This window comes from Brenneria goodwinii (assembly GCF_002291445.1).
Classification (GTDB): domain Bacteria; phylum Pseudomonadota; class Gammaproteobacteria; order Enterobacterales; family Enterobacteriaceae; genus Brenneria; species Brenneria goodwinii.
In genome coordinates, this window is record NZ_CP014137.1 from 1108187 (window position 1) to 1130442 (window position 22256).

The following is a 22256-nucleotide window of genomic DNA, read 5'->3' on the forward strand; positions in this document are numbered from 1 at the left end:
AGAGGCATGGAGAAGACCATGAAACGACGTACATTTCTGCAAGCGATGGCGGCAACGGCCATGTTGCCTTACCTGAATACCAAAGCGTATGCGGCGGACCGCATATTGCAGGTCGGCGTGTATAACTCGGCGCAGGGCGCTCTGATCAAAAAAGAGGTGGCGCCGGTTTTCGAGCGCGACTATCAATGCCGGGTGTTAACCACCGAGGGGCCGACGCTGGCGAATATCGCCGCGCTGCGGGCCACCAAAAACAAACCGGTGTATAGCGTGATGTCAATGGATGATATCGGCGTACCGCAGGCGAAAGCCGAAGGGTTGATCGAGCCGTTATCGGCGGATGAGATCCCCAACCTGAAAAGCGTGTTCGACCGTTATGTGCTGGGCGACAGCTACGGCGTAGGGTTTTCGGTATCCATGGCCGGACTGTTTATCAACACCGGCATGATGCAGCCGATTAACAGCTACGCCGAAATTTTCGATCCGAAGTATGCCCGTCAGATCATCCTGAATACGCCGAAAAACACCCAAAGTATCCTGATGCTGATTGTCGCGGCGGCTCTGGCGACCGGCAAGCCGCTGCATGAAGCGCAGTATCTGATCGATCAGGGATGGGAAAAGCTGGCGCAGCTGAAGCCGAATGTGATGACGGTTTACGATAGCGAAGCGCAGGTGATGATGGTGGCGCAAGGACAGGCGATGATTGGCGGCATCGAATACTCTAAAGCGATTTATCCGCACACGCAAAAAGGCGTGCCGCTGGATATGACCTATCCGCAGGAGGGCGCGTTTACCGGCATCAACGGTTTGGCGTTGGTCAAAGGCGCGCCGCAGCGCGAATTGGGGCTGGCGTGGATCAATCGGCTTCTAGAGCCTTCGGTGCAGAAAATGCTGGCGGAAGCGACGCTAAGCGCGCCGACGGTGCGCGGCATCGAATTTGACGCCGCAACGCTGAAATATCTGGCTTACCCGGAAAGCCGCATGCAGGAGTTGAACTTGTTTACGCCGGACTGGAGCTATATCATCCCGCGCCGCGCGGAGTTGCTGGAAAAATACAACCAGACGTTCAGCGGTTGAGGTCATTATGTTGAGATCGTTTGAAGTCCGTCTGGACAAGCTATGCAAGCATTATGGCAAAACGGCGGCGGTGGATGATGTTTCGCTGGTGGTCGATGCGGGTGAGATGCTGGCGTTGCTCGGCCCCAGCGGCTGCGGAAAAACCACCTGTTTGCGCATGATCGCCGGTTTGGTGGCGCCGACCGGCGGCGATATTCTGGTTGGCGGGCGTTCGATTATCGGCACGGCGGTGCACCGGCGCAATGTCGGCATGTTGTTTCAGAACTACGCGTTGTTCCCGCATATGACGGTGGCGGAAAATGTGGCCTTCGGCCTGAAAATGCGCGGACAGTTAAAAGCGGAGTTTGCGGATAAAGTCGCCAGGGCGCTGGACATGGTGCAACTGAAATCCTTTGGCGATCGTCTGCCGTCGCAGCTTTCCGGCGGCCAGCAGCAGCGGGTTTCGCTGGCGCGGGCGCTGGTGATCGAACCGGATATGCTGTTGTTGGATGAACCGCTGGGCGCGCTGGATAAAAGCCTGCGTGAAAGCATGCAGTTGGAGATCCGCAATCTTCAGCAGCGGTTGGGGCTGACCACGATTATGGTGACCCACGATCAGGATGAAGCGTTGACCATGGCCGATCAGATTGCGGTAATGCAGGGCGGTAAGCTGGAACAGATTGCGCCGGCTGCGGAGATTTATCGTAAACCGGTTAACCGCTTTGTGGCGGGATTTATCGGCGCCTCTAATTTTCTGCCCGCGCGTATTGAGCAACGCCGCCAGGACGGAAGCGCCAGGCTGGTTACGCCGGCGGGATTGCAGCTCGACGCGACGCAGTGCGCCGTCTCCGGCGAGCGGGCGGTGGTGACGGTACGTCCGGAAGCGATTGCTTTACGGCCGTTAACGGATGGCGCGGCGGTCGCCGAGATTAATTGCGTGGCGGCAACAGTCACGCAAGTGGTGTATCGCGGCTATATGCTGCATTACACGCTGCGGTTGAGCGGCGGCGAGGAGATGATAGCCTGGCGGCAAGCGCAGGGTGAGAGCGCCGACCAAATCTACCCGGTCGGTTCTGCGGTTTGCCTGTCCTGGTCGGCGGAGAGTAATCACCTGATCGCCGACATATGATGTGCCTTAACGTTTCACCTTTGTGCCACAACTGTGCAATATCCCTCTGTGCGGCGATGGCCGCTAGGGTGAGACGGGTTATTAACAAAAGGCATATTCTTATCTATTTTTTTGATTTATAAGTGTTTTAACTTTTTTTCCTCCACGGGAACATCTTGGATAAAGGCTGATGGCATAGATATTGCCTGTTTTAAAGTCGGGCTTATCATTTTGTGGAGGCAAACATGAATCTCCGTCGTCTTAAATATTTCATTAAAATTGTTGACGTGGGTAGCCTGACGCAGGCCGCCGATATCCTCCATATCGCACAACCGGCGCTGAGTCAGCAACTGGCGACGCTGGAAGGGGAAGTCAATCAGCAACTGCTGATACGCACCAAGCGGGGCGTGACGCCGACTGAAGCGGGCAAGACGCTTTATACCCATGCCCAGGTGATTTTGCGTCAATGCGATCAGGCGCAAAGCGCCATTAATGGCTCCGGGCAGTCGTTGTCGGGAGAAGTATCGGTGGGGCTGGCGCCGGGAACGGCTGCACAGCAACTGGCGATCCCGCTGATGGAAGAGGTTAATCGTCAATATCCCGGGATCCTGATTTATTTCAATGAAAACTTCGGCACCACGCTCAGCGAACTGATTATGAGCGGCCGTATGGATATGGCGGTGATTTACGGTAACCGTGAAGTTCACGGTTTGCGTTTCCTGCCGTTGATGAAGGAAGAACTCTATTTTATCTGTCCGATGAGTCTGGGCGCCGCGCGCAAAACCATCCCGCTGGCCGAGGTGGTGGGCTATGACCTGTTCTTACCGCGCATCTACAACATTATGCGCAAGCTGCTGGATGAGGCGTTTGTGCAGCAGAATTTGGCGTATCGGGTGAAGTGTGAAATCGAATCGCTCACCACGCTCACCGGCGCGGTGACGGCGGGGATGGGCTGTACCGTCCTGCCGGAATCGGCCGCGCGGAGCATGGTGAAATCCGCCAATGTCTGGATGGCGAAAATCGTCGATCCGGATATTCAGGCGCCGCTCTCCTTCTGTACTTCCGACCATTTGCCGCTGTCGCAGCCTGCCGAAGCGGTGAAAACCATTTTGCTGTCGCTGATGGCAAATCGCACCGTGGATAACCGTCCGTTGACGCTGGTGGGGTGATAAGCGCCGCTTATCTACGCACAGCGAAACCCTCTTACCCGATAGCGATAACCGCGCGTTACAGTGTGGTTATCGTGCGCGGGCGACGTTGCCGTATCGTCAGAGGGTAAGCGGAATATCATGAAAGATAATGCTTTGAATTTGAATGAATTGCGTCAGATTGCACGCAAAATGCATCAGTCCGGCCTGTCCGGTATCGAAATCCGTAATTGTCATTACCAGGTTCGATTGGCCTATGCGCCGCGCCACTCAATCGCCCCGGCGGCCATGCCGGCCGGCGGCGCGCTGGCTGTCCCCGCCGCGCCGACGACGGCACGGGCGATGATGCCGGGCTATGTGCTATTGCACCATCCCACCAATGAGAAACCCTTTACCGCAGTGGGTGAGTCGGTGGCGAAAGACGCGCTGCTGGCGCTGATTAAAGTGGGGCTGGTTTATTTGCCGCTGCTGAGTCCGGCGGCGGGCGTGGTGGCGTCTCTGGCGGTGGCGCATGGCGACCGCGTGCAATACGACAGCGAAATTATGACTATCCGGACCGCGTTATAAGACCCCCTTATCACCTCACATGGTTTATGTCTTATGCCGGCCACCGTTTAGTGGATACAGTCATATTACACATGATTTCCGGCGTTAATCAGTACCAGACCGGAACCGTTACAGGAGAGGCGAGATGCCATTTTCAGATTATAAAACCGCACTGGTCACCGGGGCTTCCGCAGGAATGGGGGAGGCGATCGTCGAGCGTCTTTGCCGGGAAGGCATCACCGTTCATGCCGTGGCGCGCCGTAAAGAGCAGTTGGCCGAACTGGCCGCCCGTACCGGCTGTATTCCACATGCGATCGACGTCAGCGATCTGGACGCGTTGACGCGCCTGTGCGCTGAAATCGATGTGGATATTCTGGTGAACAACGCCGGCGTTTCCCGTCCGGGATCGATCCTTAACGCCGATGAGGAGGCCATCGATACTCAGGTGGACGTCAATTTGCGCGCGGTGCTGCATCTTTGCCGTCTGCTGGTGCCCGGCATGATGGCGCGTGATTGCGGCCATGTTATCAACATCACGTCGATTGCGGCGATTTATAACTTCGGCGGCAACTCGATCTACCACGCCACCAAAGCCGGCGTACATGCGCTTTCGCGTCAGCTGCGGGTGGATTGTTACGGCAAGCGGGTGCGCATCACCGAAATCTGCCCCGGCAGGGTGGCGACGGATATTTTCGGCAACGTGATGGGGGATCAGGAAGCAGGCCGTCGGCAGTTTATCGATGGTTTTGAATTACCGCAGGCGAAAGATATCGCCGATACGGTGGCTTTTGTGCTGGCGGCACCGGTGGCGGTCAACTTCGGACATATCGAAATTACGCCGACGCTACAGGTGCCCGGCGGTCTGTCTACCATGCGGCCGGGCGAACAGGCGTAGTAAGCGCGCTGGATGAAATACGGGAGACGTAATGATGACACTCGATTTTGGCACCGTTTTTTCCGAACGCTATGCGCAGATGCTCATCGATGGCATGGTGCTTACCCTTAAACTTGCCGTCGGCTCCTGGGCGCTGGCCATGATTTTGGCGCTGATGCTGGTCGCCATCCGCCTGAGCCAGCATCGTTATGCGGTGCTGATGGTGGCGGCGTTCGTCTCTTATCATCGCAATGTGCCGACGCTGGTACAGCTGATGATCTGGTATTTCGCCATTCCGACGCTGCTTCCCGAGTCTTTACAGATCTGGCTGAACGAGTATAACGCCGAGTTTCTGTTTGCCATGATGGCGCTGGGTTTTTGCCAGTCCGCCTATTTTTCCGAGGATATCCGCAGCGGCCTGCGGGCGATCCCCGACGGACAGAATGAGGCCGCGCGAGCGCTGGGCATGAGTTATATCCGCGCCATGCGCTCGGTGATTCTGCCGCAGGGCATTCGTAATGCGCTGCCTTCGCTGATCAACCATACGGTGCTGCTGTTTAAGAATACCAGTCTGGCAATGGTGATCGGCGTCGCGGAGTTAACCTATGTTACCCGCGAAATCGAAAACTATACCTTCCGCACCTTCGAATCTTATTTGATCGCTTCGGTTGCCTACCTGCTGTTTTCTCTGGTGCTGATGGGCGTTGGCGCGTTGCTGGCGCAGCGTTTCCAACGGGTGTATGCGAGGTAATCCCATGTTTGATGTCGTGACTATTTTGCATGATAACTGGATGCTGTTTCTGGTCGGACAGTTTCCCAACGGCCCGCTCGGCGGGGTGATCTGCACCTTGGTATTGTCGCTGCTGGCGGTGGTGCTGGCGTTTCCGGTCGGCGTATTGCTGGGGATGGCGCGCATCTCGCCATTTCGCTGGCTGCGCTGGCCCGCGGCGTGCTGGGTTTATCTGCTGCGCGGCATTCCTCTGCTGATGGTGGTGTTCTGGACCTATTTCTGCGTGCCGTTGCTAATCGGCCATAACATCAACGGCTTCACGACGATGCTGTGCACGCTGGTGATTTATGAGAGCGCCTACATCGCGGAGATCGTGCGCGGCGGTATTCAGGCGCTGCCCGGCGGGCAATATGAAGCCTCCCGCGCATTGGGAATGGGCTATATCCGGGCGTATTGCGCGGTGATTTTGCCGCAGGCGCTGTACAACACGCTGCCGAGCCTGGTTAGCCAACTGGTGTCGATCATCAAGGACAGTACGCTTGGCTATGTGATTAACGTGCCGGAGCTGACTTTCGCGGCAAATCAGGTCAATAACCAACTGCTGACGAAACCGTTTGAAGTGTTTGCCATCGTTGCGCTGGGTTACTACGTCATCTGTTTCAGTCTGACTAGGCTGGCGAATTATCTGGAGGAACGTATTGCGCGCAAACGCCGCAATGAGGGGAGTTCGGTTCCGGAAAGCGAAAACGCCATGCTGTTAACCGAAGCGCAGTCACAAGAAGGAGTTCGAGGATGAGACCGATAATTTTGTTCAACAAAGTTAACAAATGGTATGGCGATTATCAGGCTCTGACCGATCTGAATGCCGAGATTAAAAGCGGCGAGGTGGTGGTGGTTTGCGGTCCGTCCGGTTCCGGGAAATCGACGCTGATCCGTACCGTTAACCGCCTGGAGCCGATCAATGACGGGCAAATTCTGTTTGACGGCATGGATATTCACGGCAGCAGCGCCCGCTTGAACCAACTGCGTACGCGTATTGGCTTTGTGTTTCAGAATTTCAATCTGTTCCCGCATATTTCGGTGCTGGATAACATCATATTGTCGCCGGTCAAAGTGCTGGGCATCAAGCGTTCGCAGGCGAAACAATACGCGGGAGAATTGCTTGAACGCGTCGGTCTGTCTCATAAGGCCAATGCCTATCCGGCGCAGTTATCCGGCGGGCAGCAGCAGAGGGTGGCGATTGCCCGGGCGCTGGCGATGAAGCCGCCGGTGATGCTGTTTGACGAACCGACCAGCGCGCTGGATCCGGAAATGGTGGGCGAAGTGCTCAGCGTGATGCGTAGTCTGGCGCAGGATGGTATGACCATGATGTGCGTCACCCATGAGATGAACTTCGCCCGTGAGGTGGCGGACACCATCTGGTTTATGGATCAGGGTGTTATCCTTGAAAAATCCACGCCGGAGAAATTTTTCACCGCTCCTGAGCATCCCAGGGTACGGCGTTTCCTCAGCGATCTGCGTCAACACTGATCGGCGGCGTCCGGCTGGATAACGGCGGGGAGGCGATCCGGTCGAAGCCTGCTTTTGTCACTCCTGCCTGCGTAGCGTGGCTTACCGGTTATATGCGCGGATATAACCGTTCATTTAACGTGCGCCGGCATTTGATCTCGATAGCGCCACAGCCAGCGCCCGCTCGTCATGCGGCGATAGTAAAAGAAACCGCGAACGATCCAGTCCAGAAACATCCCCATCCATACGCCGATAACGCCGAATCCGAGCATAACGCCAAGAATATATCCGGCGATAATCCGGCATCCCCACATGCCGGCCACCGCGATCCACATGGTATAGCTGGCGTCTTTTGCTCCTTTTAGCCCGGCGGGCAATACCCATGAAGCGGCCCAGAAGGGCGTAAACAGGGCGTTGAGCCAAATGAGGTGTTTAGCCACTTCAATCACTTCCGGTTCATCGGTATAAAACGACGCCATAAATTTTGCGCTTGGGATGGAAAGAATGGCCAGCAGGCACAAACCAATATTTGAAAGCCAGAAAATGTAATTCAGTTGCCGGATAGACTGCATGATTTGCCCTTTGCCTAACCGCGTACCGACAATGATGGTAGAGGCCGAGGCCAGGGAGTTACCGGGCAGGTTAATCAAGGCCACAATGGAAAAGGCGATGAAGTTCCCGGCAATGACCTCTGTTCCCATACCGGCGACAAAACGCTGCGTGATCAGTTTGCCGACGTTGAACATGACCGATTCAACGCTGGCGGGAATACCGATGCTGAGAACCTCATATAAAATAGCGGAGGTGAAAGGGGCAAAGTAGGATTTAAAGGGGATTCGCAGCGCGCCCTTGAAGCCGTGCATCAGCGTCAGAATGACGAATAGCGCGCCGATATAACGGGAGATGGTGATCCCGATGCCTGCGCCGATAAAGCCGAAGCCGTCCCAGGAATAGAAGCCATAAATCAATAGGCTGCTGATGACAATATTGAGAATATTCATTCCGATATTAATGACCATCGGCAGTTTGCTATTCCCGGCGCCTCGCAGCGCGCCGCATCCTACCAGGGCGACCGCCAGAGCGGGATATCCCCAGACCGTCCACTTCAGGAAGATCAATGCCAGACTTTTGACATTATCGTCCGCCTCACCGGCAATCAGATCGATAATTTCGGAGCCGGCAAATTCGACCAATATCACCAACAGAAACGACACCAGTACCAGCAGGGATATGGATTGGCGAGAGGCGGCTCTGGCCTGTTTTCTATTGCGCTGGCCCAGACTGAATGCCACGACGACGGCGGTGCCCAGAGCGACGGCGGTAAAAAACGCGATAATCAGCATGTTAAAACTGTCGGCCAGACCAACGGCCGCCATCGCTTCTTTGCCCAGCCAACTGACAAGAAAGGTACTGAATACGCCCATCAGGACGACGCACAGACCCTCAATGAAGATGGGAAAAGCAAGCGGAGAAATCTCTCGCCAAAATAGGACACGGTTTGAATAGCGTTTCTTATACCACTCAGTGTCTTTCAACTTTGTCATGAAACGGTCGTGGTTATATCCCAAAGTTTCCCCGCAGATATTTCATAATGGCAACGTAACGAAGCGGCCATCCAGTAAATGGCGTCATTGATGCAATGGATAATCTATGCAGAAAGCAGGTTGCCAATGAGCGACCTAAAATTAGCGCAGTGTGGCGTGCTATGACCTGATGGCCGGGCGATGGTTTGAATAACCATCGGTATCTGTTCAAATACGCATGATTTTGCCGGGCGCACGCCATTAATTTTTCGAAAAATTCGAGATTTATTCAACAGAGTAGCAGTAGCCGGATTGATGCTCCAGCATAGATTCGATAGTCAGCGATGAAAATATTCATCCTAACGATTGAGCTATTTTATCCTTATGAAAATTGTGTCAACGCGGGTCGCACGCATGTTTCTTCTCATCGCATCCTGCGAAGCGTTAGGCAAACCAGCGGTGTTCGTACGATAAATTATTCATAGATACAACAGTATGTTACGGTTATTAATATTGAAAAATGAAAAAAGTGGAGAGTAGCGTATGAATATTGCAAACTCTTTTGCCTGGAGGGGGAATTGCATACTGAACTGGATGATGGCCGCACGTTCACGCTTACGCCGGGTATGAGTTATCAGGTCGCGGACAATGCAGAAGCGCACCGTTCCCACACCGAAATCGGTGCCCGGCTTTTTGTCGTCGACTAAATTTCTTACCAACAGGCAAGTAGCAACAAAAAAGCCGCTCCTGCCAGGTCGTGAATCCCAAAATTTTCCGGCTGTAAACGGGTATCCCGATAGATAACAGGCAACAAAAAACCCGCAAACTCAGTGAGAATGCGGGTTTCTGTGGGGTTTCCGGTAGTAAACGATACTTACCGAATATGTATTTGGTCGGCACGAGAGGATTTGAACCTCCGACCCCCGACACCCCATGACTCAGGGCTGATTCTGTTCTATCCCGCGCTGCGTCTGGCTTTGACTGTGTTTGTATGTGTATGCAAACAGTGCTTTTTTTGCGAAATATGCATCATATACATCAATGGGTTACGTTTGGTTTTTCCATCACCCTGTTTTGATTTCAGCGTGTGGAACAGCTACCCAATCCAGGTGATTCTGCGTATAAATTCTGGTTGATTTTGCGTCGCTGTGAGCCATCCGTGCCTGTGGGTCAATTCCCTGGCGTTCAAACATGAATGCCGCCAAAGCACGTATTTCGTGAAATGTTGGTCGCTCTGCTGGTGGATATTCAGCGGCCACGCCAAGCCGGTCGCGCAGATCTGAAAACGCACGACTCAAATAGTTCGGGCTGACCTGGGTAGGGTGATTGACGTCTTTGCTAATTGGGTTGCTGTTTTTCTCTGGCAACCGATGCACCACATATGGGCTGGCCACATTATCTCGACTGTCATCAATGATGCGCTTAAGCTCGTTGCCAATAGGGATGGCTATGTGAGACGCTTCTTTTTTGTGTACTTTTTGTCGATGTATATAAAGAGTTCCATATGTTCCGTTTTCCGGTTCATCGCTCCATACACATCCACATATCCCTTCGCGCGGACTCTTTATCGAATACCGGATCCGGGATACTTCCAGCCGTGCCTGTGTCGTTTGTAATGAAAGGTCCATTGCGGTCCTCAGCCACGGATCTGCTGCCGCGCGGATTTTCTGGAAATTCTCTATAGAAAGGCGCCGCCGCTTTTTCCCTTCTATTCTGCGCATTTTTTTGCGAGCTGCGGAATTATCAAACATCAATGATTCATCGACTGCATAACTGAACAACTTTTTTAGAAAACTGACTTTACGGTTTTGTACGTTTGCAGATGCGTTGGCATGGTAATGTTGGATGTATGCATTAACGTGCTCCAGCTCGATATCACATGAAGCGATATCAGAGAAAAACGCTTTCACGCGTGCAGCATCGTTATTCCAGTCCGCCAGAGTATTGGAGGATGGTTTTTCATCAGCGATGGCTCTGGTCATGATTTTATCAACATGATTGGAAAATGGCAGGCTTTCACCCACGCGCCCGCCGGAATCCCTAAGCAGGGTTTCGACGGATACGTTTAATTCAGGGCGCATTTGATAGTTGTATTCACGAGCAATCGCAATCGCTATCGCCCGATCTTTCCCTATACTCTTTTTCTTGCCGGTAATGAGTGTGAATCTGTAAATACCCGTGCTTTTATCAAAATAAAGATGATCGGGAAGCGCCCGATTTTCGCGTTTTCGTGGGCGAGCAGCCATTTCATTCCTCATTAATTAACTGCATAACGGCCTGAGAAACGGTAGCATCTACTCCCCATTTTTCAGATGAATACACCCATACAGAACCGTTGATAATTCGTCCCCGTAGACAACCATTCTCAATCCATTTTTTAATAGTTCTGTTATCCGGCAACGAATCAAATTCAAATTCGCGTTTAGCCCAATTGCTGGCTTTCATTAATTTGTCGCTGCTGTTGGCGCGTAAAGTAATTTGACCTCTCATAGTCACTCCAGAGGGCTACGATAATTCGATAGCCATTTGAAAATTTATTTTACAGAATCAGTTTTAGGCGGGAGGCTTTCGCCTCCCGGCATCTTAACTGGCGATATATTCCGGCCTCATATCACACAAGGTTACGGAGAAACCCTCATATAGCTCATCAGACAAATGTCGTTTTGCCGCCGCCAGTTTCTTTTCCAATGCCGCGAATTGCTCTGCCGCGTCTGGCTCATCAGGTTGGGGCAGGGAGTTAATCTCCGCTTCGATACTGTTGCGTGCATTGACCAGGTGATAACGCTGTACTGCCTTGGCTTTCAATTCGGTGAATAGTGCGGCGCCGAGGGTTGATTTTTGCGTTTCAATATCCGCACGGATGGCCTTAGCCTGATCCACGTCATTCGCTTTATCTATCTGATTGCGGAACTCATCGGCCAGAGATTCAATATTACTGGCGGGCTCCTGAAAGTCCGCCGTGGTTCCTGGTTCGGCGGCGGATGATTCCGCAATCTCTTTCAGGCTGACGTGTGCCGTATTTGCCGGCGTGATGTCCTTTTCATTCCGCTCTTCGAGTTCATCAGGAGTGTATACGCCCAGAATCACGTCTGGGCAGTAAAGCCGAGACCAACGTTTTACAGCCAGGTATGCCAACTGCTGGCGGGGATCATCAGCCCACAATGTGGAATTTCGTACGCGAGCCTGAGCAAGGAACAACTCCAATTCTCTCTGCTTATCTTCGCCCTTGAGTGTCGCCCATATTCTGATCCCAATACCTTCCTCATCGGCCAGATTCCAGCCTGGAACTCGGTACTCTTTCCCTTTATCGTTTTTACGGATCGCAAAGCGCCCGATAATCTTTTCCCAGGGGCCAAACCATTCGTATTCAAACCGGTTGGACAAAACCCCACTGCGCGAAATTACAGCGTTAACCAGTTGCGCTTCATAGCCCAGCACGCCATTAATCAGATGTGTTTTCTGCGCGACCGCAAACGGGTTCATCTGCCAGTGTGCGGCTTGCATCGCCACTGCCATGCAGTCAGCTTGATTGCCCTGTAAATGAGCGGGAACCGTGGCCGCGCCCTGAGCCATGATCTGCGCGAATGCGCTGATTGCATTCAGATATTGCGAGTCAAACAGCGCAACGTTTGAGTTAACCACAGTGTTTTGATCATTTAGAGATATAGTCGTGTTTTGCATTATTTCCCCCTTATGCCCCACGCAGTGCTTCAAGGCGACGCAGGTCAAAATCATTCAGTTCGTCGGTGTAGTCTTCGGTTACCGGCGCCGGCCAGGTGTCAGAGTCATAGGACTCGGCAATTTCACGCATGGTTTTCTGATATTCAAGGCGCCCCAAATCAAGAAGGTCGGCAGAGGCTTCAATAACGGCAATCCAGTGATAGCCTTCATCCTTGTTGACGAATATCCAGAAGAACTGATCGAGCGCGGCCACATCGCAATACATCGCCGCGGACAGGTGATAATCCCGCTCAATAATTTCCCGGTGTAGTTTCGCGCGCAGTGCATCACGCTTAACGTTCCACATGCTGATCGTTTTCAAGTCAGCGGCGATACGCAGCCCATCGATCTCAATCTCAAGGTCTGGGCGAACGCGAACTTCCAACCCGGTTTCCTCGTCCATACCGAAATAGCTTACTTCCACAGCACGGCTTGGATGGCGCAGCAGCATTCCGGACGTTGGGTGCGCCAGCAATGCTTCCTGAATGGCCAGTGCTGTTTCAAGCTGCTGCCGGGTAACCAGAATTTTGTTTCCTGGGTTATCACGCCATGCGTCCAGCAGCTCGTCAGCGAATATTGCGTCCGGTTTTACGGCTTTAACTGCCTGGATTAGATCCGCTTTTGTACCGGAAACTTTCAGCGGTGCTGGTTTCTGCGCTTCCTGGGCTACCAGCTCAGGATTAATGATTGCCAACTGATCCAGTAACGTATCCCGGCTGCCGCTGGTTTTAACCTGCGTGGGCAGGGTGGCGTTGTATTCTTTGATGCAGGCTTTCATTGCCGCGGCGGTTTGCTTCTGACCTTCTTCAATGCGCTGATATTCTGGCGGCAGCGCCATGTAACTCTGGCCTGTTTCGTCGGCAGATGCGCCAAGCGGTAGCTGAGTGGGCAGGGTGGCGTTGTATGCCTCCAGCAACGCTTTGATCTCGTCAGCGTTCAGTTGCGGAGGCAGGCTAGTGTTGTGTTCATCGATAAACGCTCGAATGGTCGCCGTGGTGGTGAACGCACCTTCCGGAATTTTAGGCTCAACGCTGAACTCGTCGCCCAATTTCTCCGGCTCTAACGCTAGCGCATGGACCAGATTCCCCATATCGAGAACTTTCGAACGTTCTTTTTCGATGGCTTTTGCTACGTGGCGAGCGTTGAAATACATCAGGCTGACGCGAGCGTCCTTTACCTGCGTGCTGCTGATGCCGTTTGCCGCGTGGTAAACCTCATTTGGAATGCCTTCATAGCGCCCAGGTTCAAAATATTCCGGCACCTCAGATTCTCGGGGAATATTTTCTGGAATATTTTGTTGTTCCGTTTGTTGTTCGCTGTCATTCACCAGTGCGCTTAAATTAGGGTGTTCGGTCACAGCTTTGGAAAATGCTTCCGCCATGGTTTCCGTTCCGGCATCCTGCATATCCGCATGCGAGTTTTCATTTGTCGATACCGGATCACCAGCTTCGACTTGCAGACTGTCATTCGTTTCAACCTGCACATCGCCACCCTCCGCAGAATGATTTTCCGGTTTTTTTTCCTCGTTTGAGGTGGTTTGTTGGGCATCCCCCATCAGGCCATCAATAGAGAACGCGCCGCCGCCGAGGTTTTTTATTTCTGGCTGCTGGTTGTTGGTGGTGATCGCTTCACCGGTTGCCGGCAGATGCCGAGCCAGCGCCAATAACTCTGGAGACGGGTTCACGTGATCCGATTCCGTAAGGTTGGCATTGATGTATCTCTGGAGAGAGGCCGGCATTTGGGTAATATCTGGATTTACACCGCGGATAAGTGCAAAAATTGCCGCGCGAGAAAAATCCAGGATGCCGGGCATATTGCGCAGTTTCTGGCTCCACGTTTTAAACGGTTCTTCCCTGTTTGCGATAACTTCTTTTGCGCGGCGATAGATTGGCCCGGGAATTTCGTAGATGTCGAAATCCATCGGCAATGTAGCCATTGCGATCTCTTTATCCAGCATATCGAGGGTATGCTCATATTCTGGTGAACGATCGGTTTTATTGCTGCCGCCGGCGTTAGTGTCTGCATCTGTGCGCTTCATGTTCTGTTTTGCAAACCACTTCGCGGTAATGTCATCGCGGCACGGCGTGCCGGCGCTTTCGTTGTTGTGTGCGTTAATCCATTCTTTGGCAAATGACAGCAGGTGTCCGACATCAGGCGTTTTTCCGTCAGCCGGCCAGATAGACTTGATATCGCGGATCAGTTCGAACAGCGTTTCCGGGAAACAGTGCTGTAGCTGGAGCAGGTCTTTTGCGTTATTCATCGCCAGCAACAGGTTTTGCGGATAGATGGCATCCATATCATGTTGCAATTCTCTAATTTCACCCTGCTGACCAGCGAACAGTTTCGTGAATGATCCATACAGCCACGCGCCGAGAACGCGCTGGGTAAAGGTCGCCTGGTCGATAGTGATTGTGCCGGCGGCATCACCAGGCGCAGTTGTGGGCTGCACGCCGGCAGTGCTGGCTTGGTCATCTTGAATGTTGGTTGATTTCGGTTCAGCTTCGGGGATTTTTCGCCACGTACGCTCATCATCCGCGAGCTCGTAACGGTCGCACCAGGTGTCATCCAGAACACCTTCTTCCGGCAGATCATCAAATACGGGAAAGTCGGTGCGGATAGGGAGTTGGTAATCGGCGCCGCGACCGGTTTCGATCTCGGCGTCTTCCAGAATATTAAGGATTTCCCGGTTGCCGCGGGATTCGGATTTAGCGCTGAACCAGCAGAAAAGGCTTTTTGCGTCCGCTTTGGCCTTGGCCTTGATCAGGTATGCAAATTCGATCATTGCGTTTAAGCTCCTTTGGATTGTACAATCCCCGGCAGCTAATGGTTGCCGCCTCAGGGTAGTGGTCATTGGTCAAAACTCGATTCCGGTAAGCTTTGGTCGGCGAACCGGGTACTTAGCCCGCCTTGCGCGGGCTTTGTGCTTTAATGAACTGTTGGAAACAGACTGTCCGAAATGGACTTTTTGTACTGCTGGTAATCCGCGCCGAATGCTTCATCCGACTCTTTGATGTTGATAGCCAAATCAGTGATGCGATCGATCGCACATACGGGGCAATCAAATTTGCCAAGAACGTAGTCACCACCGACGATGACAGTTGTATTGCCGCCTTCAACTGTGTGGATGACGCCAGAAATGGCGCGGTCGCAGTTGAATAACGCGACTGTTTTATTGACGACTTCAAGACTCATTTCGATGATTTTCATTTTTTCGTCCTAGGTTGTTGGTTGGTCAAAACTCGATTGTTTTCGCTGTAGTGAAAAAGTGGCGGATTGGAAAGGGAAAAAACCGCACCGCCGAAAGGCTACACACAGCAATTTTCACAGCTATCACGGTCCTAACGTGATGGGGTTGTGGTGGCCGGTCCTATTTCAATCCCGACGCTCTCGATGCGCTTCTCAGTCCAGCGGCATTACCCGGTCCTTAGCTCCACGCATTCACCACAACTGAAAGGGCACTTGCCACGTTTGGCATCGCAGCACGTATGGGTTAGGTTATGAGCCTGTCATACGCCAGTACCCTTACAGTTGGGTGCTCCGTAACGTGGAGCGGACGCCGGTCTACTTCCCTGGTGTCACTGCCGTCGAGAGTGCTGGCATCTCACCTTCCAGATAACGCCCTGGTCGACTGGCGGCACTGTTTTATCCGTGGTTTATCGAGGACGCAGGCTGACCCCGTTTACGCGCCATCGGACGGCCTTAGCATTGACTCTCTATGCGTCAGGAGAACACACCGCATCAACGGTGGAGAGCGTTCCAAATCGAATTTAGTTGCCGGTTACGTCTCCGGGCCGGGCTTTCACCGTTCGTGTAGCTTTTCCCTGGTGCCGGCAATAAGCCAACAATGGCAATTGGTCAGAACTCGGTTACTTAATTGCAGGCTGTTGGTCGTCAGCCCTGATAATCCCCTCTACGGGGAAGCATTCGCCATGAACACGCTGTTCGTACGCGGCCTGTTCGCAATCCCGTTCTGATTCGTAAATCTCTAACACTGCATCCTGGCAATGGCTGCCAAACGTGCAGACGGTGATGACTAATGCGTACAGTGTCTCCATCCGATAATTTCCTTTCCTATTGCCCTCGCCATGATGCGATTTGCTGCATCCCATTTTTTACTGTTGCGCTGAACCTGAGCCCGGCGGGCCAGTTGCTGCGCTCTGCGTAATTTCCGGTGGTTAATCATCATCTAAACCAACCTGGCGTTTTAGCCGCGCATCATCAGCATCAGATTCGGGCATGGCTGCAGTGATGCGATGCCACAAGAAATATGCACCAACTGCCCAGTCTCGATACAAATCAGAACCCGAATCAGCGCAACTCTTTGAATTAGCCATAAACCCGGTAATTTGCTGGGTGGCAATTCGCGTTATCTCTTCGTATGTCAGAGCGTTTGCCATTTCATCCCCTTTACCCTTATCGACGGGTCGTCGGAACGTTGATACCTGCTGCGCGATTACTTCAATTTCAGCAACTGCCGTCATGTTCTTACGCCTCGGGCTGGCTACTTGGTCACCGTGCAGATACGAAGTAACTCGGGGTATTGCTTCGTATGGGTCTGGCTGGTGGCGTTGCTGCGTTGAGGTTATTAAATCACTGGTTTATATTATTGTCAATCATGGATTCAAATGAAAATAAATCTAGGGTTTATTTGTATGGAGAAGGATTATCCGAAATGGGATAGGTAGGGGTAGGGGTAGGGGAAGAACAGAAACTACAGGCACAAAAAAACCCGCATTCGCGGGTTGGTTGTCATTTCAATTAGATTAATTTACAGGCTTCACTCTACCATACGTCGCATTCAGTGTGGTGTCGTACAGCACCCCACCTGAGAAAATGAATACGTGTTTCTGGTTACCCGTATAGCCACCATAGCTATTTTTTGCGTTAACAAGGACAGGAATCACATACCCATAGGTTACTCCTCCGCCCGAAGGTGCCCACGGACCGTCCTGCGCATAACCTTTAAATGTTGGCAAAAAACTATATTGTGCGCTGTATGGATCTTTAAGCGTCGCCGCAAAATGACTCTTTACCAAATCTTGGTAATTATTGGGCAACTCGCCGTAGCTTGCTGAAGAGATCTGGGCGGGTGATGGGGGTTGCTGTGTTGCACATCCAGCCAAAGCTAAAGAAGCCATTAATATGCTAATAATTGCTATTTTTTTCAATTCTCTACCCTCGTAAGTAACAAACTATTACATGATATCACTGGGCATAAGAAGGGTAAAAAAAATCCCGCCGGGGCGGGATGGAGTATTGACACAAAAAACCAGCACGGGGCTGGGAGAGGAGATTAATTACAAGCAGTTAACTACAGTAGTAACATCAGTCTCTAGTGCATCAATTTGCGCTTTGTTAGCCTGTGTAGCCATACCGTATATTGTATAGCTTTTATGCTGAAGTTTGCTAAGAGGAGATCCTTCGTGAGTTATGATTGCCGCTAATGTGTTGCCATCTTTAACGTTTTTAACCCTTTCATCTAGCTTCTCATCGGTAAATAAATGGGGGTGAGTTTTCAAAAGATCGATAGTAATTCTTTTTATCTCTTCAGCGTGTGATTTGAATGCTTTTGCTGCATCGCGTTCGTTTGTTCTTGACCGGTTTTGGACGAATACATGGAGTTTGGGTAGTGTAATAAGGTTTTGATTTGCTTCCTTATTAAAATCTAAAAACATTTCATCTTGTTCGGATTTATCGATTGATACCCCATAAATCAGCTTCACAAGATTTTTTATGCCGCGTATTGATGCGGCATCAGCTGTGCAAGGGATTATGATTCTATTTGATGCAACAACACCAAGTTCGGTATAGCTTGCGAAGCTTGGATTACAGTCAATGAAAAATGTTTTTGCTCTGTCTGAAACGTTTTTGTCAGTTTCGAATGAGGCTATCAGGTCAACTAAAAGAGAGCGACTTTTTTTCCATGCTTCTTTCACAGGCGATGAGCCAATATGGGAAATTAATCTCGAGCAAATATCAAGATCTACATCTCCTGGGAGTATGTATAGATTCTCCGGCATTTTGTCGTTAACAGTGTATGCGCGAACAAAATATGATGATTCGTTTCCAAGTCGAGACAAGGGCGAATTACTAAATCGCTCCTTGATGTATCCTGCTATTGTAGCGTTTCTATCACGCAGATTATTTAGATTTTCTTCTCCGGTGCCGTTTCCACCGAGAATTATCTCTGATACGTTAGATTGTGGACAAGCATCGATGACTACAACATCTTCCTCAGGATTGGCAATAGCATACTCAACTGCAAGGTTGTAGGTTAAAAATGTTTTCCCAACTCCTCCCTTATTATTCCAGACTAAATATTTCTTATTGCTTTCAATCATTTCTGGCGCTCCGCCCACAATTTTAGCTTGACTTTCCATCATTATCATGTCCTGTGCGTAATTGTCTATAAAATCGTTAAGCGGCGACGTAAGTACTGCAAATTGTTTTGAATTTTCTTTTCCAAGGAAAACTTATCAGGCCGCCGCCTACCAGTTCTTATCCTAGTCTCTTCATCGTAAATGTGCTGTGACTCTTTCAGGATCCCGTCCACATACTCAATCTTTTCTACACCGTTTCGCCATTGTTATTGAATAGCATGAACAATTATCGAAACGACACAACCAAGAAAACTTCCTGTCAACAGCGTTGCCTGGAACAGAGCCATGTAAGTAGGTGATTTCATCATCCGGCAGTATTCCCTAACCTCTCGATCTCCCATCCCTATATTTCGCATGTGCACGGCTGTCTAGTAGAGTTTTTGGGATATAAAATAAAAAGCGATAAAGAAAGTAATGACGTAGCATGAAATGAAAAATAATAAATAAATTATGGTATTACCCACTATGTCAGGTTGGATATCTTGGCTACACGAACCGTACCTTATCCTCTACTTGCCACGCCTGTAATTTTGCAATTATCGTTGTTACTCAGCTGGCTTATACCTACCTCTGAGGTACTTCTCCACATACTCGTCGATTTCTTTCAAGCGAGTCTGGAAGAGGGTAATCATCCGTTCGCGTTCAGCTTCTGGTAACTGGCGATACAGGTTAAGCATCTTTATTTCGTCGCTGCTTAACCCGGTTGACTCTTCGACGTTCTCACCCAGCAACCAGGAGACAGAGACACCTACCGCATCCGCGATGGAAATGGCTGATTCTTTACTGATTTTCCCCTTTTTGAACCAGCCGTTTACCGCCTGAGGGGTAACCCCGGCTATGCGAGCCATTTCAGCTTTACTGATCCCTCGATCACTGATTTCAGACAGCCTGGAAATCAGTGTGGGGTTTGTTTCTTCCATTTTTCTCATGCCTCTATTGTAAACGATAAGTTTACCCACTCAATATATCTACACTTTGCATTTTATATAAATCTGTGGTTTACTTTTCTTGTCATATACAGGAGGAAGAAGATGACCGCTCTTGACAAAGCAATTCAATCGGCTGGTTCCGCAAGGAAACTGGCATCAGATATTGGCGTTACAAGCATGGCCGTTAGCTATTGGAAAAACCGTGATAATGGTGTTGTTCCGCCCAGGCACGTACTGCCAATTTTTAGTCTTACCGGCGTTACCCCCCACGAACTGCGCCCAGATCTTTACCCAAACCCAACTGACGGCCTACCCAAGGAACAGGAGGCATAAATGCAAACCATCTCTTATCAGGATGATAACTACGCCAATCCGGGATTATTGAAATCAAAAAATCAATCTTCTCGCCGAGCTGGCGCCGCTGGCCATGTTGCCGTTCGTGAAGCTGTAGAGGCATGGCAGAAAACATTGCCGGGCAGGGCACAGGAAACCATCGCGCAGCTGGTGGTGGACGAATGGCGCCGTCGTGGCGGCCGCGGCCTGCAATTAGGTGATTCTACCCGCAATAACAGACAAAACATTTTCCGCTGGCTGGATAACCCGTTCAACTCGCGGCGCTACGCCGGGTATGTCGCGCAGCTGGCGCCGGTAATTGCAGACGTAATGCCGATCGAGATTGCCCGCCAGTACGGATTGAAGAAGGGCAAGACAAAAGCGGAACTGGTGGCCGCCGCGTCGCGCGAATGTTCTGAGGCGAAACAGGCGGCGTTATTAGAAGCGCCATTACACGTTCTAGAAAAAGAGGTGAGGGAAGGGATTGAATCGCTAATGCGTCTAATGCCGATGGATAGCTGGGGGCCGGTCCTTAGTGGCGTAGCCACCATGCTGGGGCAATGTTTTTAATCGAGTTTTGACCAATGAACCATCAAGAATTTATTGCAAAGCACGTCCGGGAGGATTTGCTGGGAAAAGGTTACACACCAGGAGCGGCCCAGGGGGGGGGTAGACAAGGCGCTGGAGTATTACCCCCGAGTCTCCCAGTCCAGCGGTAAAGGCCGGATGATTGATGACTGCCTGCGAGAGGGGCGCTTATGGGCGGAAAAGTACAGCCTTAAGCCAAATAAGGGGAAGGGCGCGCCGGCGCGTAACAGGCGGTAACGAGTTTTGACCAATAAACATTACGAAGGAACCCAGCTATGAAAGAGCGCGGGATTATTTTTAATGGCCATGCAAGTTGGCAGGCCACAGCGTGTAGCTGGGGCATCATGCATCGCCGCAGTGAGGGCGATTAATGGCTTACGAATGGATCAAGGTCGAGGTGATCACGCCCGACAAGCCGGAAATTTACCAACTGGCCGAAATATTGAACATCGACCCTGATTCCGTGTTGGGAAAATTGATCCGTATCTGGGCGTGGGCCGACCAGCAAACGATAGATGGTAACGCAAATTGTAACGCTGCGAGCGTTACAAAAAACGCCATTGATCGTATCGCTTTTTTGCCTGGATTTGCTGACGCGCTATTACAGGTGGGGTGGTTAAGAAACGAGGGTAACACTTTGGTCTTTCCTAACTTCGATAGGCACAACGGTAAATCATCTAAAAAACGGACACTTACAAACAGGCGCGTTACAGAACACCGCAAAAAACCACCAAACGGTAACGCAAATAGTAACGCTACGAGCGTTACATCAGCGTTTCAAAAAGCGTTACCAGAAGAAGAATTAGAAGAAGAAATAAAAGATAAACCCCCACACATAACGCGCGAGGAAAATTTACCTCCTGCTGAAAATAATGGGCTGCCGGAATACATACCGGGTGTCGATGAACCGATCGGTAAATTCCCGATGTTCTCAGGTTGGACCCCATCCCTGGATTTCCGACAGCGTGCAGCACTGGGGGGAATCATCCTGGCGGAAGACTACCAGCCAACCGAATTGGCATCGTTTGTCATGTACTGGCAGCCGGAGGGGAAGGCATTCCACCAGCTCCAGTGGGAGCAGAAATTCGCCCGACACATCCAGCAGGAGCGGAGCAGGGCGGGTAAACAAAAAACCGGAGGTCCAAATGCAAAACCGCAATCAAACACCCCCAGCAGTGGCGAATCCCGCGCCATGCAGAAATTCCGAGAGGCCCAGGCCCAGCGATACGGACCTGATTTTGTCCAGCCTGTGGGAGGCGATGATCGAGATATACACGGATCGTTGGATAACCAAGAACGGGGCGGTAGCGCCTTCGGCCTGGATCGCGACGATTGGTCATCTGACTGAGGCGCAGCTTACCAGGGTGATTAACCGCTGCCTGGAACGCTGCGCTGCCGGCAACACCTGGCCGCCAGACCTGGCTGAATTCATGTCGCTGGTAACCGAGTGCGGCGCCAATCCGTTCGGGCTGAACGTCGATGACGTGATGGCCGAGTACAAGCGCTGGCGAAACGAGTCATACCGGTATTCCGGCAGTGAGAAATTCCCGTGGCGCCACCCGGTTTTGTATCACATCTGCATCGAGATGCGCCGGGCCGGCGTTGAGCGTCGAATGACAGCGGGGGAGTTGGAACGCCTGGCAGAGCGTCTGCTGACGAAATGGGTAAAAAACGTGAGTAACGGGATGAGTATTCCGCCGATTCGCCGGCAGCTCGCGGCGCCGAAACACCCCGCAGGGCCGACGCCCGCCCAACTGATGCACGAAGAGTACCTCCGCAAGAAAGCGGCAGGATTGATTTAACAACAATCGAGTT

The 22256-nt window shown here is 51.6% G+C and carries 23 protein-coding genes and 1 pseudogene; 13 read left to right on the forward strand and 11 right to left on the reverse strand.

What is annotated here, in order from left to right; genetic code table 11:
* Positions 1-18: 18 nt before the first annotated feature.
* The 8 genes from ACN28R_RS04945 to ACN28R_RS04980 all read left to right on the forward strand — a co-directional run bounded on the left by ACN28R_RS04945 (position 19) and on the right by ACN28R_RS04980 (position 6989).
* The gene (locus ACN28R_RS04945; RefSeq protein WP_082153060.1) at positions 19-1074 is read left to right on the forward strand and encodes an extracellular solute-binding protein; all 1056 of its coding nucleotides are present in this window, start codon (positions 19-21) and stop codon (positions 1072-1074) included.
* Between the two features lie 7 nt (positions 1075-1081).
* Entirely contained in the window at positions 1082-2182 is a 1101-nt protein-coding gene (locus ACN28R_RS04950; protein WP_095833769.1) for an ABC transporter ATP-binding protein, read from the forward strand.
* A gap of 224 nt (positions 2183-2406) precedes the next feature.
* Positions 2407-3330 carry a nitrogen assimilation transcriptional regulator NAC gene (nac, locus tag ACN28R_RS04955; RefSeq protein WP_048638478.1) on the forward strand — a complete coding sequence of 308 codons (924 nt, stop codon included), beginning with the start codon at positions 2407-2409 and terminating at the stop codon, positions 3328-3330.
* A gap of 120 nt (positions 3331-3450) precedes the next feature.
* Positions 3451-3876 carry an acetyl-CoA carboxylase biotin carboxyl carrier protein gene (locus ACN28R_RS04960; protein WP_095833770.1) on the forward strand — a complete coding sequence of 142 codons (426 nt, stop codon included), beginning with the start codon at positions 3451-3453 and terminating at the stop codon, positions 3874-3876.
* 124 nt (positions 3877-4000) lie between these two features.
* Positions 4001-4750, forward strand: coding sequence for an SDR family oxidoreductase (locus tag ACN28R_RS04965; RefSeq protein WP_095833771.1), 750 nt, complete (start codon positions 4001-4003; stop codon positions 4748-4750).
* Positions 4751-4784: 34 nt separating this feature from the next.
* Positions 4785-5480 (forward strand): amino acid ABC transporter permease, encoded by a 696-nt coding sequence (locus tag ACN28R_RS04970; protein WP_048639903.1) that lies wholly within the window; start codon positions 4785-4787, stop codon positions 5478-5480.
* 4 nt (positions 5481-5484) lie between these two features.
* The gene (locus tag ACN28R_RS04975) at positions 5485-6255 is read left to right on the forward strand and encodes an amino acid ABC transporter permease (RefSeq protein WP_095833772.1); all 771 of its coding nucleotides are present in this window, start codon (positions 5485-5487) and stop codon (positions 6253-6255) included.
* Positions 6252-6989, forward strand: a complete 738-nt coding sequence (locus ACN28R_RS04980; RefSeq protein ID WP_048638482.1) for an amino acid ABC transporter ATP-binding protein — start codon at positions 6252-6254, stop codon at positions 6987-6989. The genes ACN28R_RS04975 and ACN28R_RS04980 overlap by 4 nt, the downstream gene beginning before the upstream one ends.
* Before the next feature lie 110 nt (positions 6990-7099).
* Here ACN28R_RS04980 and ACN28R_RS04985 read toward each other — a convergent pair whose 3' ends face one another.
* Positions 7100-8512: an EmmdR/YeeO family multidrug/toxin efflux MATE transporter gene (locus tag ACN28R_RS04985; RefSeq protein WP_095833773.1), complete on the reverse strand. Its 1413-nt coding sequence runs from the start codon at positions 8510-8512 to the stop codon at positions 7100-7102.
* A gap of 536 nt (positions 8513-9048) precedes the next feature.
* Here ACN28R_RS04985 and ACN28R_RS04990 point away from each other — a divergent pair.
* Positions 9049-9198 (forward strand): annotated as a pseudogene (locus ACN28R_RS04990) (DHCW motif cupin fold protein); the annotation flags it as partial.
* Between the two features lie 357 nt (positions 9199-9555).
* On the opposite strand, the gene ACN28R_RS04995 reads toward ACN28R_RS04990, so the two are convergent.
* The 10 genes from ACN28R_RS04995 to ACN28R_RS05040 all read right to left on the reverse strand — a co-directional run bounded on the left by ACN28R_RS04995 (position 9556) and on the right by ACN28R_RS05040 (position 19520).
* Positions 9556-10737, reverse strand: coding sequence for a phage integrase Arm DNA-binding domain-containing protein (locus ACN28R_RS04995; RefSeq protein WP_095833774.1), 1182 nt, complete (start codon positions 10735-10737; stop codon positions 9556-9558).
* A 1-nt stretch (position 10738) separates the two neighbouring features.
* Complete coding sequence (locus ACN28R_RS05000; protein ID WP_095833775.1) at positions 10739-10981, reverse strand: hypothetical protein; 243 nt, start codon at positions 10979-10981, stop codon at positions 10739-10741.
* A 93-nt stretch (positions 10982-11074) separates the two neighbouring features.
* Entirely contained in the window at positions 11075-12172 is a 1098-nt protein-coding gene (locus ACN28R_RS05005; RefSeq protein WP_095833776.1) for a RecT family recombinase, read from the reverse strand.
* Positions 12173-12182: 10 nt separating this feature from the next.
* The gene (locus ACN28R_RS05010) at positions 12183-14993 is read right to left on the reverse strand and encodes a RecE family exodeoxyribonuclease (RefSeq protein ID WP_095833777.1); all 2811 of its coding nucleotides are present in this window, start codon (positions 14991-14993) and stop codon (positions 12183-12185) included.
* Between the two features lie 143 nt (positions 14994-15136).
* Entirely contained in the window at positions 15137-15418 is a 282-nt protein-coding gene (locus tag ACN28R_RS05015) for a DNA breaking-rejoining protein (protein ID WP_095833778.1), read from the reverse strand.
* Between the two features lie 659 nt (positions 15419-16077).
* Complete coding sequence (locus ACN28R_RS05020; protein WP_095833779.1) at positions 16078-16266, reverse strand: DUF1482 family protein; 189 nt, start codon at positions 16264-16266, stop codon at positions 16078-16080.
* 120 nt (positions 16267-16386) lie between these two features.
* Positions 16387-16692, reverse strand: coding sequence for a hypothetical protein (locus tag ACN28R_RS05025; RefSeq protein WP_095833780.1), 306 nt, complete (start codon positions 16690-16692; stop codon positions 16387-16389).
* A gap of 282 nt (positions 16693-16974) precedes the next feature.
* Positions 16975-17379: a hypothetical protein gene (locus ACN28R_RS05030; protein ID WP_095833781.1), complete on the reverse strand. Its 405-nt coding sequence runs from the start codon at positions 17377-17379 to the stop codon at positions 16975-16977.
* 129 nt (positions 17380-17508) lie between these two features.
* Positions 17509-18594, reverse strand: coding sequence for a ParA family protein (locus tag ACN28R_RS05035; RefSeq protein WP_095833782.1), 1086 nt, complete (start codon positions 18592-18594; stop codon positions 17509-17511).
* 542 nt (positions 18595-19136) lie between these two features.
* Complete coding sequence (locus ACN28R_RS05040) at positions 19137-19520, reverse strand: helix-turn-helix domain-containing protein (protein WP_095833783.1); 384 nt, start codon at positions 19518-19520, stop codon at positions 19137-19139.
* A 102-nt stretch (positions 19521-19622) separates the two neighbouring features.
* Between ACN28R_RS05040 and ACN28R_RS05045 the strand changes: the two genes are divergently transcribed.
* From ACN28R_RS05045 to ACN28R_RS05060, 4 genes are all read left to right on the forward strand, one after another.
* Entirely contained in the window at positions 19623-19853 is a 231-nt protein-coding gene (locus tag ACN28R_RS05045; protein WP_095833784.1) for a transcriptional regulator, read from the forward strand.
* Positions 19854-20423, forward strand: a complete 570-nt coding sequence (locus ACN28R_RS05050) for a toxin YdaT family protein (RefSeq protein ID WP_095833785.1) — start codon at positions 19854-19856, stop codon at positions 20421-20423.
* Between the two features lie 388 nt (positions 20424-20811).
* Complete coding sequence (locus ACN28R_RS05055; RefSeq protein WP_095833786.1) at positions 20812-21789, forward strand: DnaT-like ssDNA-binding domain-containing protein; 978 nt, start codon at positions 20812-20814, stop codon at positions 21787-21789.
* Positions 21701-22243, forward strand: coding sequence for a replication protein P (locus ACN28R_RS05060; RefSeq protein WP_236840188.1), 543 nt, complete (start codon positions 21701-21703; stop codon positions 22241-22243). Before ACN28R_RS05055 ends, ACN28R_RS05060 begins: the two co-directional genes overlap by 89 nt.
* The last annotated feature ends 13 nt before the right edge of the window (positions 22244-22256 follow it).

What these genes read in the sequence shown, in the direction of transcription:
- ACN28R_RS04945 (WP_082153060.1), top strand. Translation starts at nt 19, where the DNA reads ATGAAACGACGTACATTTCTGCAAGCGATGGCGGCAACGGCCATGTTG.
- ACN28R_RS04950 (WP_095833769.1), top strand. Translation starts at nt 1,082, where the DNA reads ATGTTGAGATCGTTTGAAGTCCGTCTGGACAAGCTATGCAAGCATTAT.
- nac (WP_048638478.1), top strand. Translation starts at nt 2,407, where the DNA reads ATGAATCTCCGTCGTCTTAAATATTTCATTAAAATTGTTGACGTGGGT.
- ACN28R_RS04960 (WP_095833770.1), top strand. Translation starts at nt 3,451, where the DNA reads ATGAAAGATAATGCTTTGAATTTGAATGAATTGCGTCAGATTGCACGC.
- ACN28R_RS04965 (WP_095833771.1), top strand. Translation starts at nt 4,001, where the DNA reads ATGCCATTTTCAGATTATAAAACCGCACTGGTCACCGGGGCTTCCGCA.
- ACN28R_RS04970 (WP_048639903.1), top strand. Translation starts at nt 4,785, where the DNA reads ATGACACTCGATTTTGGCACCGTTTTTTCCGAACGCTATGCGCAGATG.
- ACN28R_RS04975 (WP_095833772.1), top strand. Translation starts at nt 5,485, where the DNA reads ATGTTTGATGTCGTGACTATTTTGCATGATAACTGGATGCTGTTTCTG.
- ACN28R_RS04980 (WP_048638482.1), top strand. Translation starts at nt 6,252, where the DNA reads ATGAGACCGATAATTTTGTTCAACAAAGTTAACAAATGGTATGGCGAT.
- ACN28R_RS04985 (WP_095833773.1), bottom strand. Translation starts at nt 8,512, where the DNA reads ATGACAAAGTTGAAAGACACTGAGTGGTATAAGAAACGCTATTCAAAC.
- ACN28R_RS04995 (WP_095833774.1), bottom strand. Translation starts at nt 10,737, where the DNA reads ATGGCTGCTCGCCCACGAAAACGCGAAAATCGGGCGCTTCCCGATCAT.
- ACN28R_RS05000 (WP_095833775.1), bottom strand. Translation starts at nt 10,981, where the DNA reads ATGAGAGGTCAAATTACTTTACGCGCCAACAGCAGCGACAAATTAATG.
- ACN28R_RS05005 (WP_095833776.1), bottom strand. Translation starts at nt 12,172, where the DNA reads ATGCAAAACACGACTATATCTCTAAATGATCAAAACACTGTGGTTAAC.
- ACN28R_RS05010 (WP_095833777.1), bottom strand. Translation starts at nt 14,993, where the DNA reads ATGATCGAATTTGCATACCTGATCAAGGCCAAGGCCAAAGCGGACGCA.
- ACN28R_RS05015 (WP_095833778.1), bottom strand. Translation starts at nt 15,418, where the DNA reads ATGAAAATCATCGAAATGAGTCTTGAAGTCGTCAATAAAACAGTCGCG.
- ACN28R_RS05020 (WP_095833779.1), bottom strand. Translation starts at nt 16,266, where the DNA reads ATGGAGACACTGTACGCATTAGTCATCACCGTCTGCACGTTTGGCAGC.
- ACN28R_RS05025 (WP_095833780.1), bottom strand. Translation starts at nt 16,692, where the DNA reads ATGACGGCAGTTGCTGAAATTGAAGTAATCGCGCAGCAGGTATCAACG.
- ACN28R_RS05035 (WP_095833782.1), bottom strand. Translation starts at nt 18,594, where the DNA reads ATGATGGAAAGTCAAGCTAAAATTGTGGGCGGAGCGCCAGAAATGATT.
- ACN28R_RS05040 (WP_095833783.1), bottom strand. Translation starts at nt 19,520, where the DNA reads ATGAGAAAAATGGAAGAAACAAACCCCACACTGATTTCCAGGCTGTCT.
- ACN28R_RS05045 (WP_095833784.1), top strand. Translation starts at nt 19,623, where the DNA reads ATGACCGCTCTTGACAAAGCAATTCAATCGGCTGGTTCCGCAAGGAAA.
- ACN28R_RS05050 (WP_095833785.1), top strand. Translation starts at nt 19,854, where the DNA reads ATGCAAACCATCTCTTATCAGGATGATAACTACGCCAATCCGGGATTA.
- ACN28R_RS05055 (WP_095833786.1), top strand. Translation starts at nt 20,812, where the DNA reads ATGGCTTACGAATGGATCAAGGTCGAGGTGATCACGCCCGACAAGCCG.
- ACN28R_RS05060 (WP_236840188.1), top strand. Translation starts at nt 21,701, where the DNA reads ATGATCGAGATATACACGGATCGTTGGATAACCAAGAACGGGGCGGTA.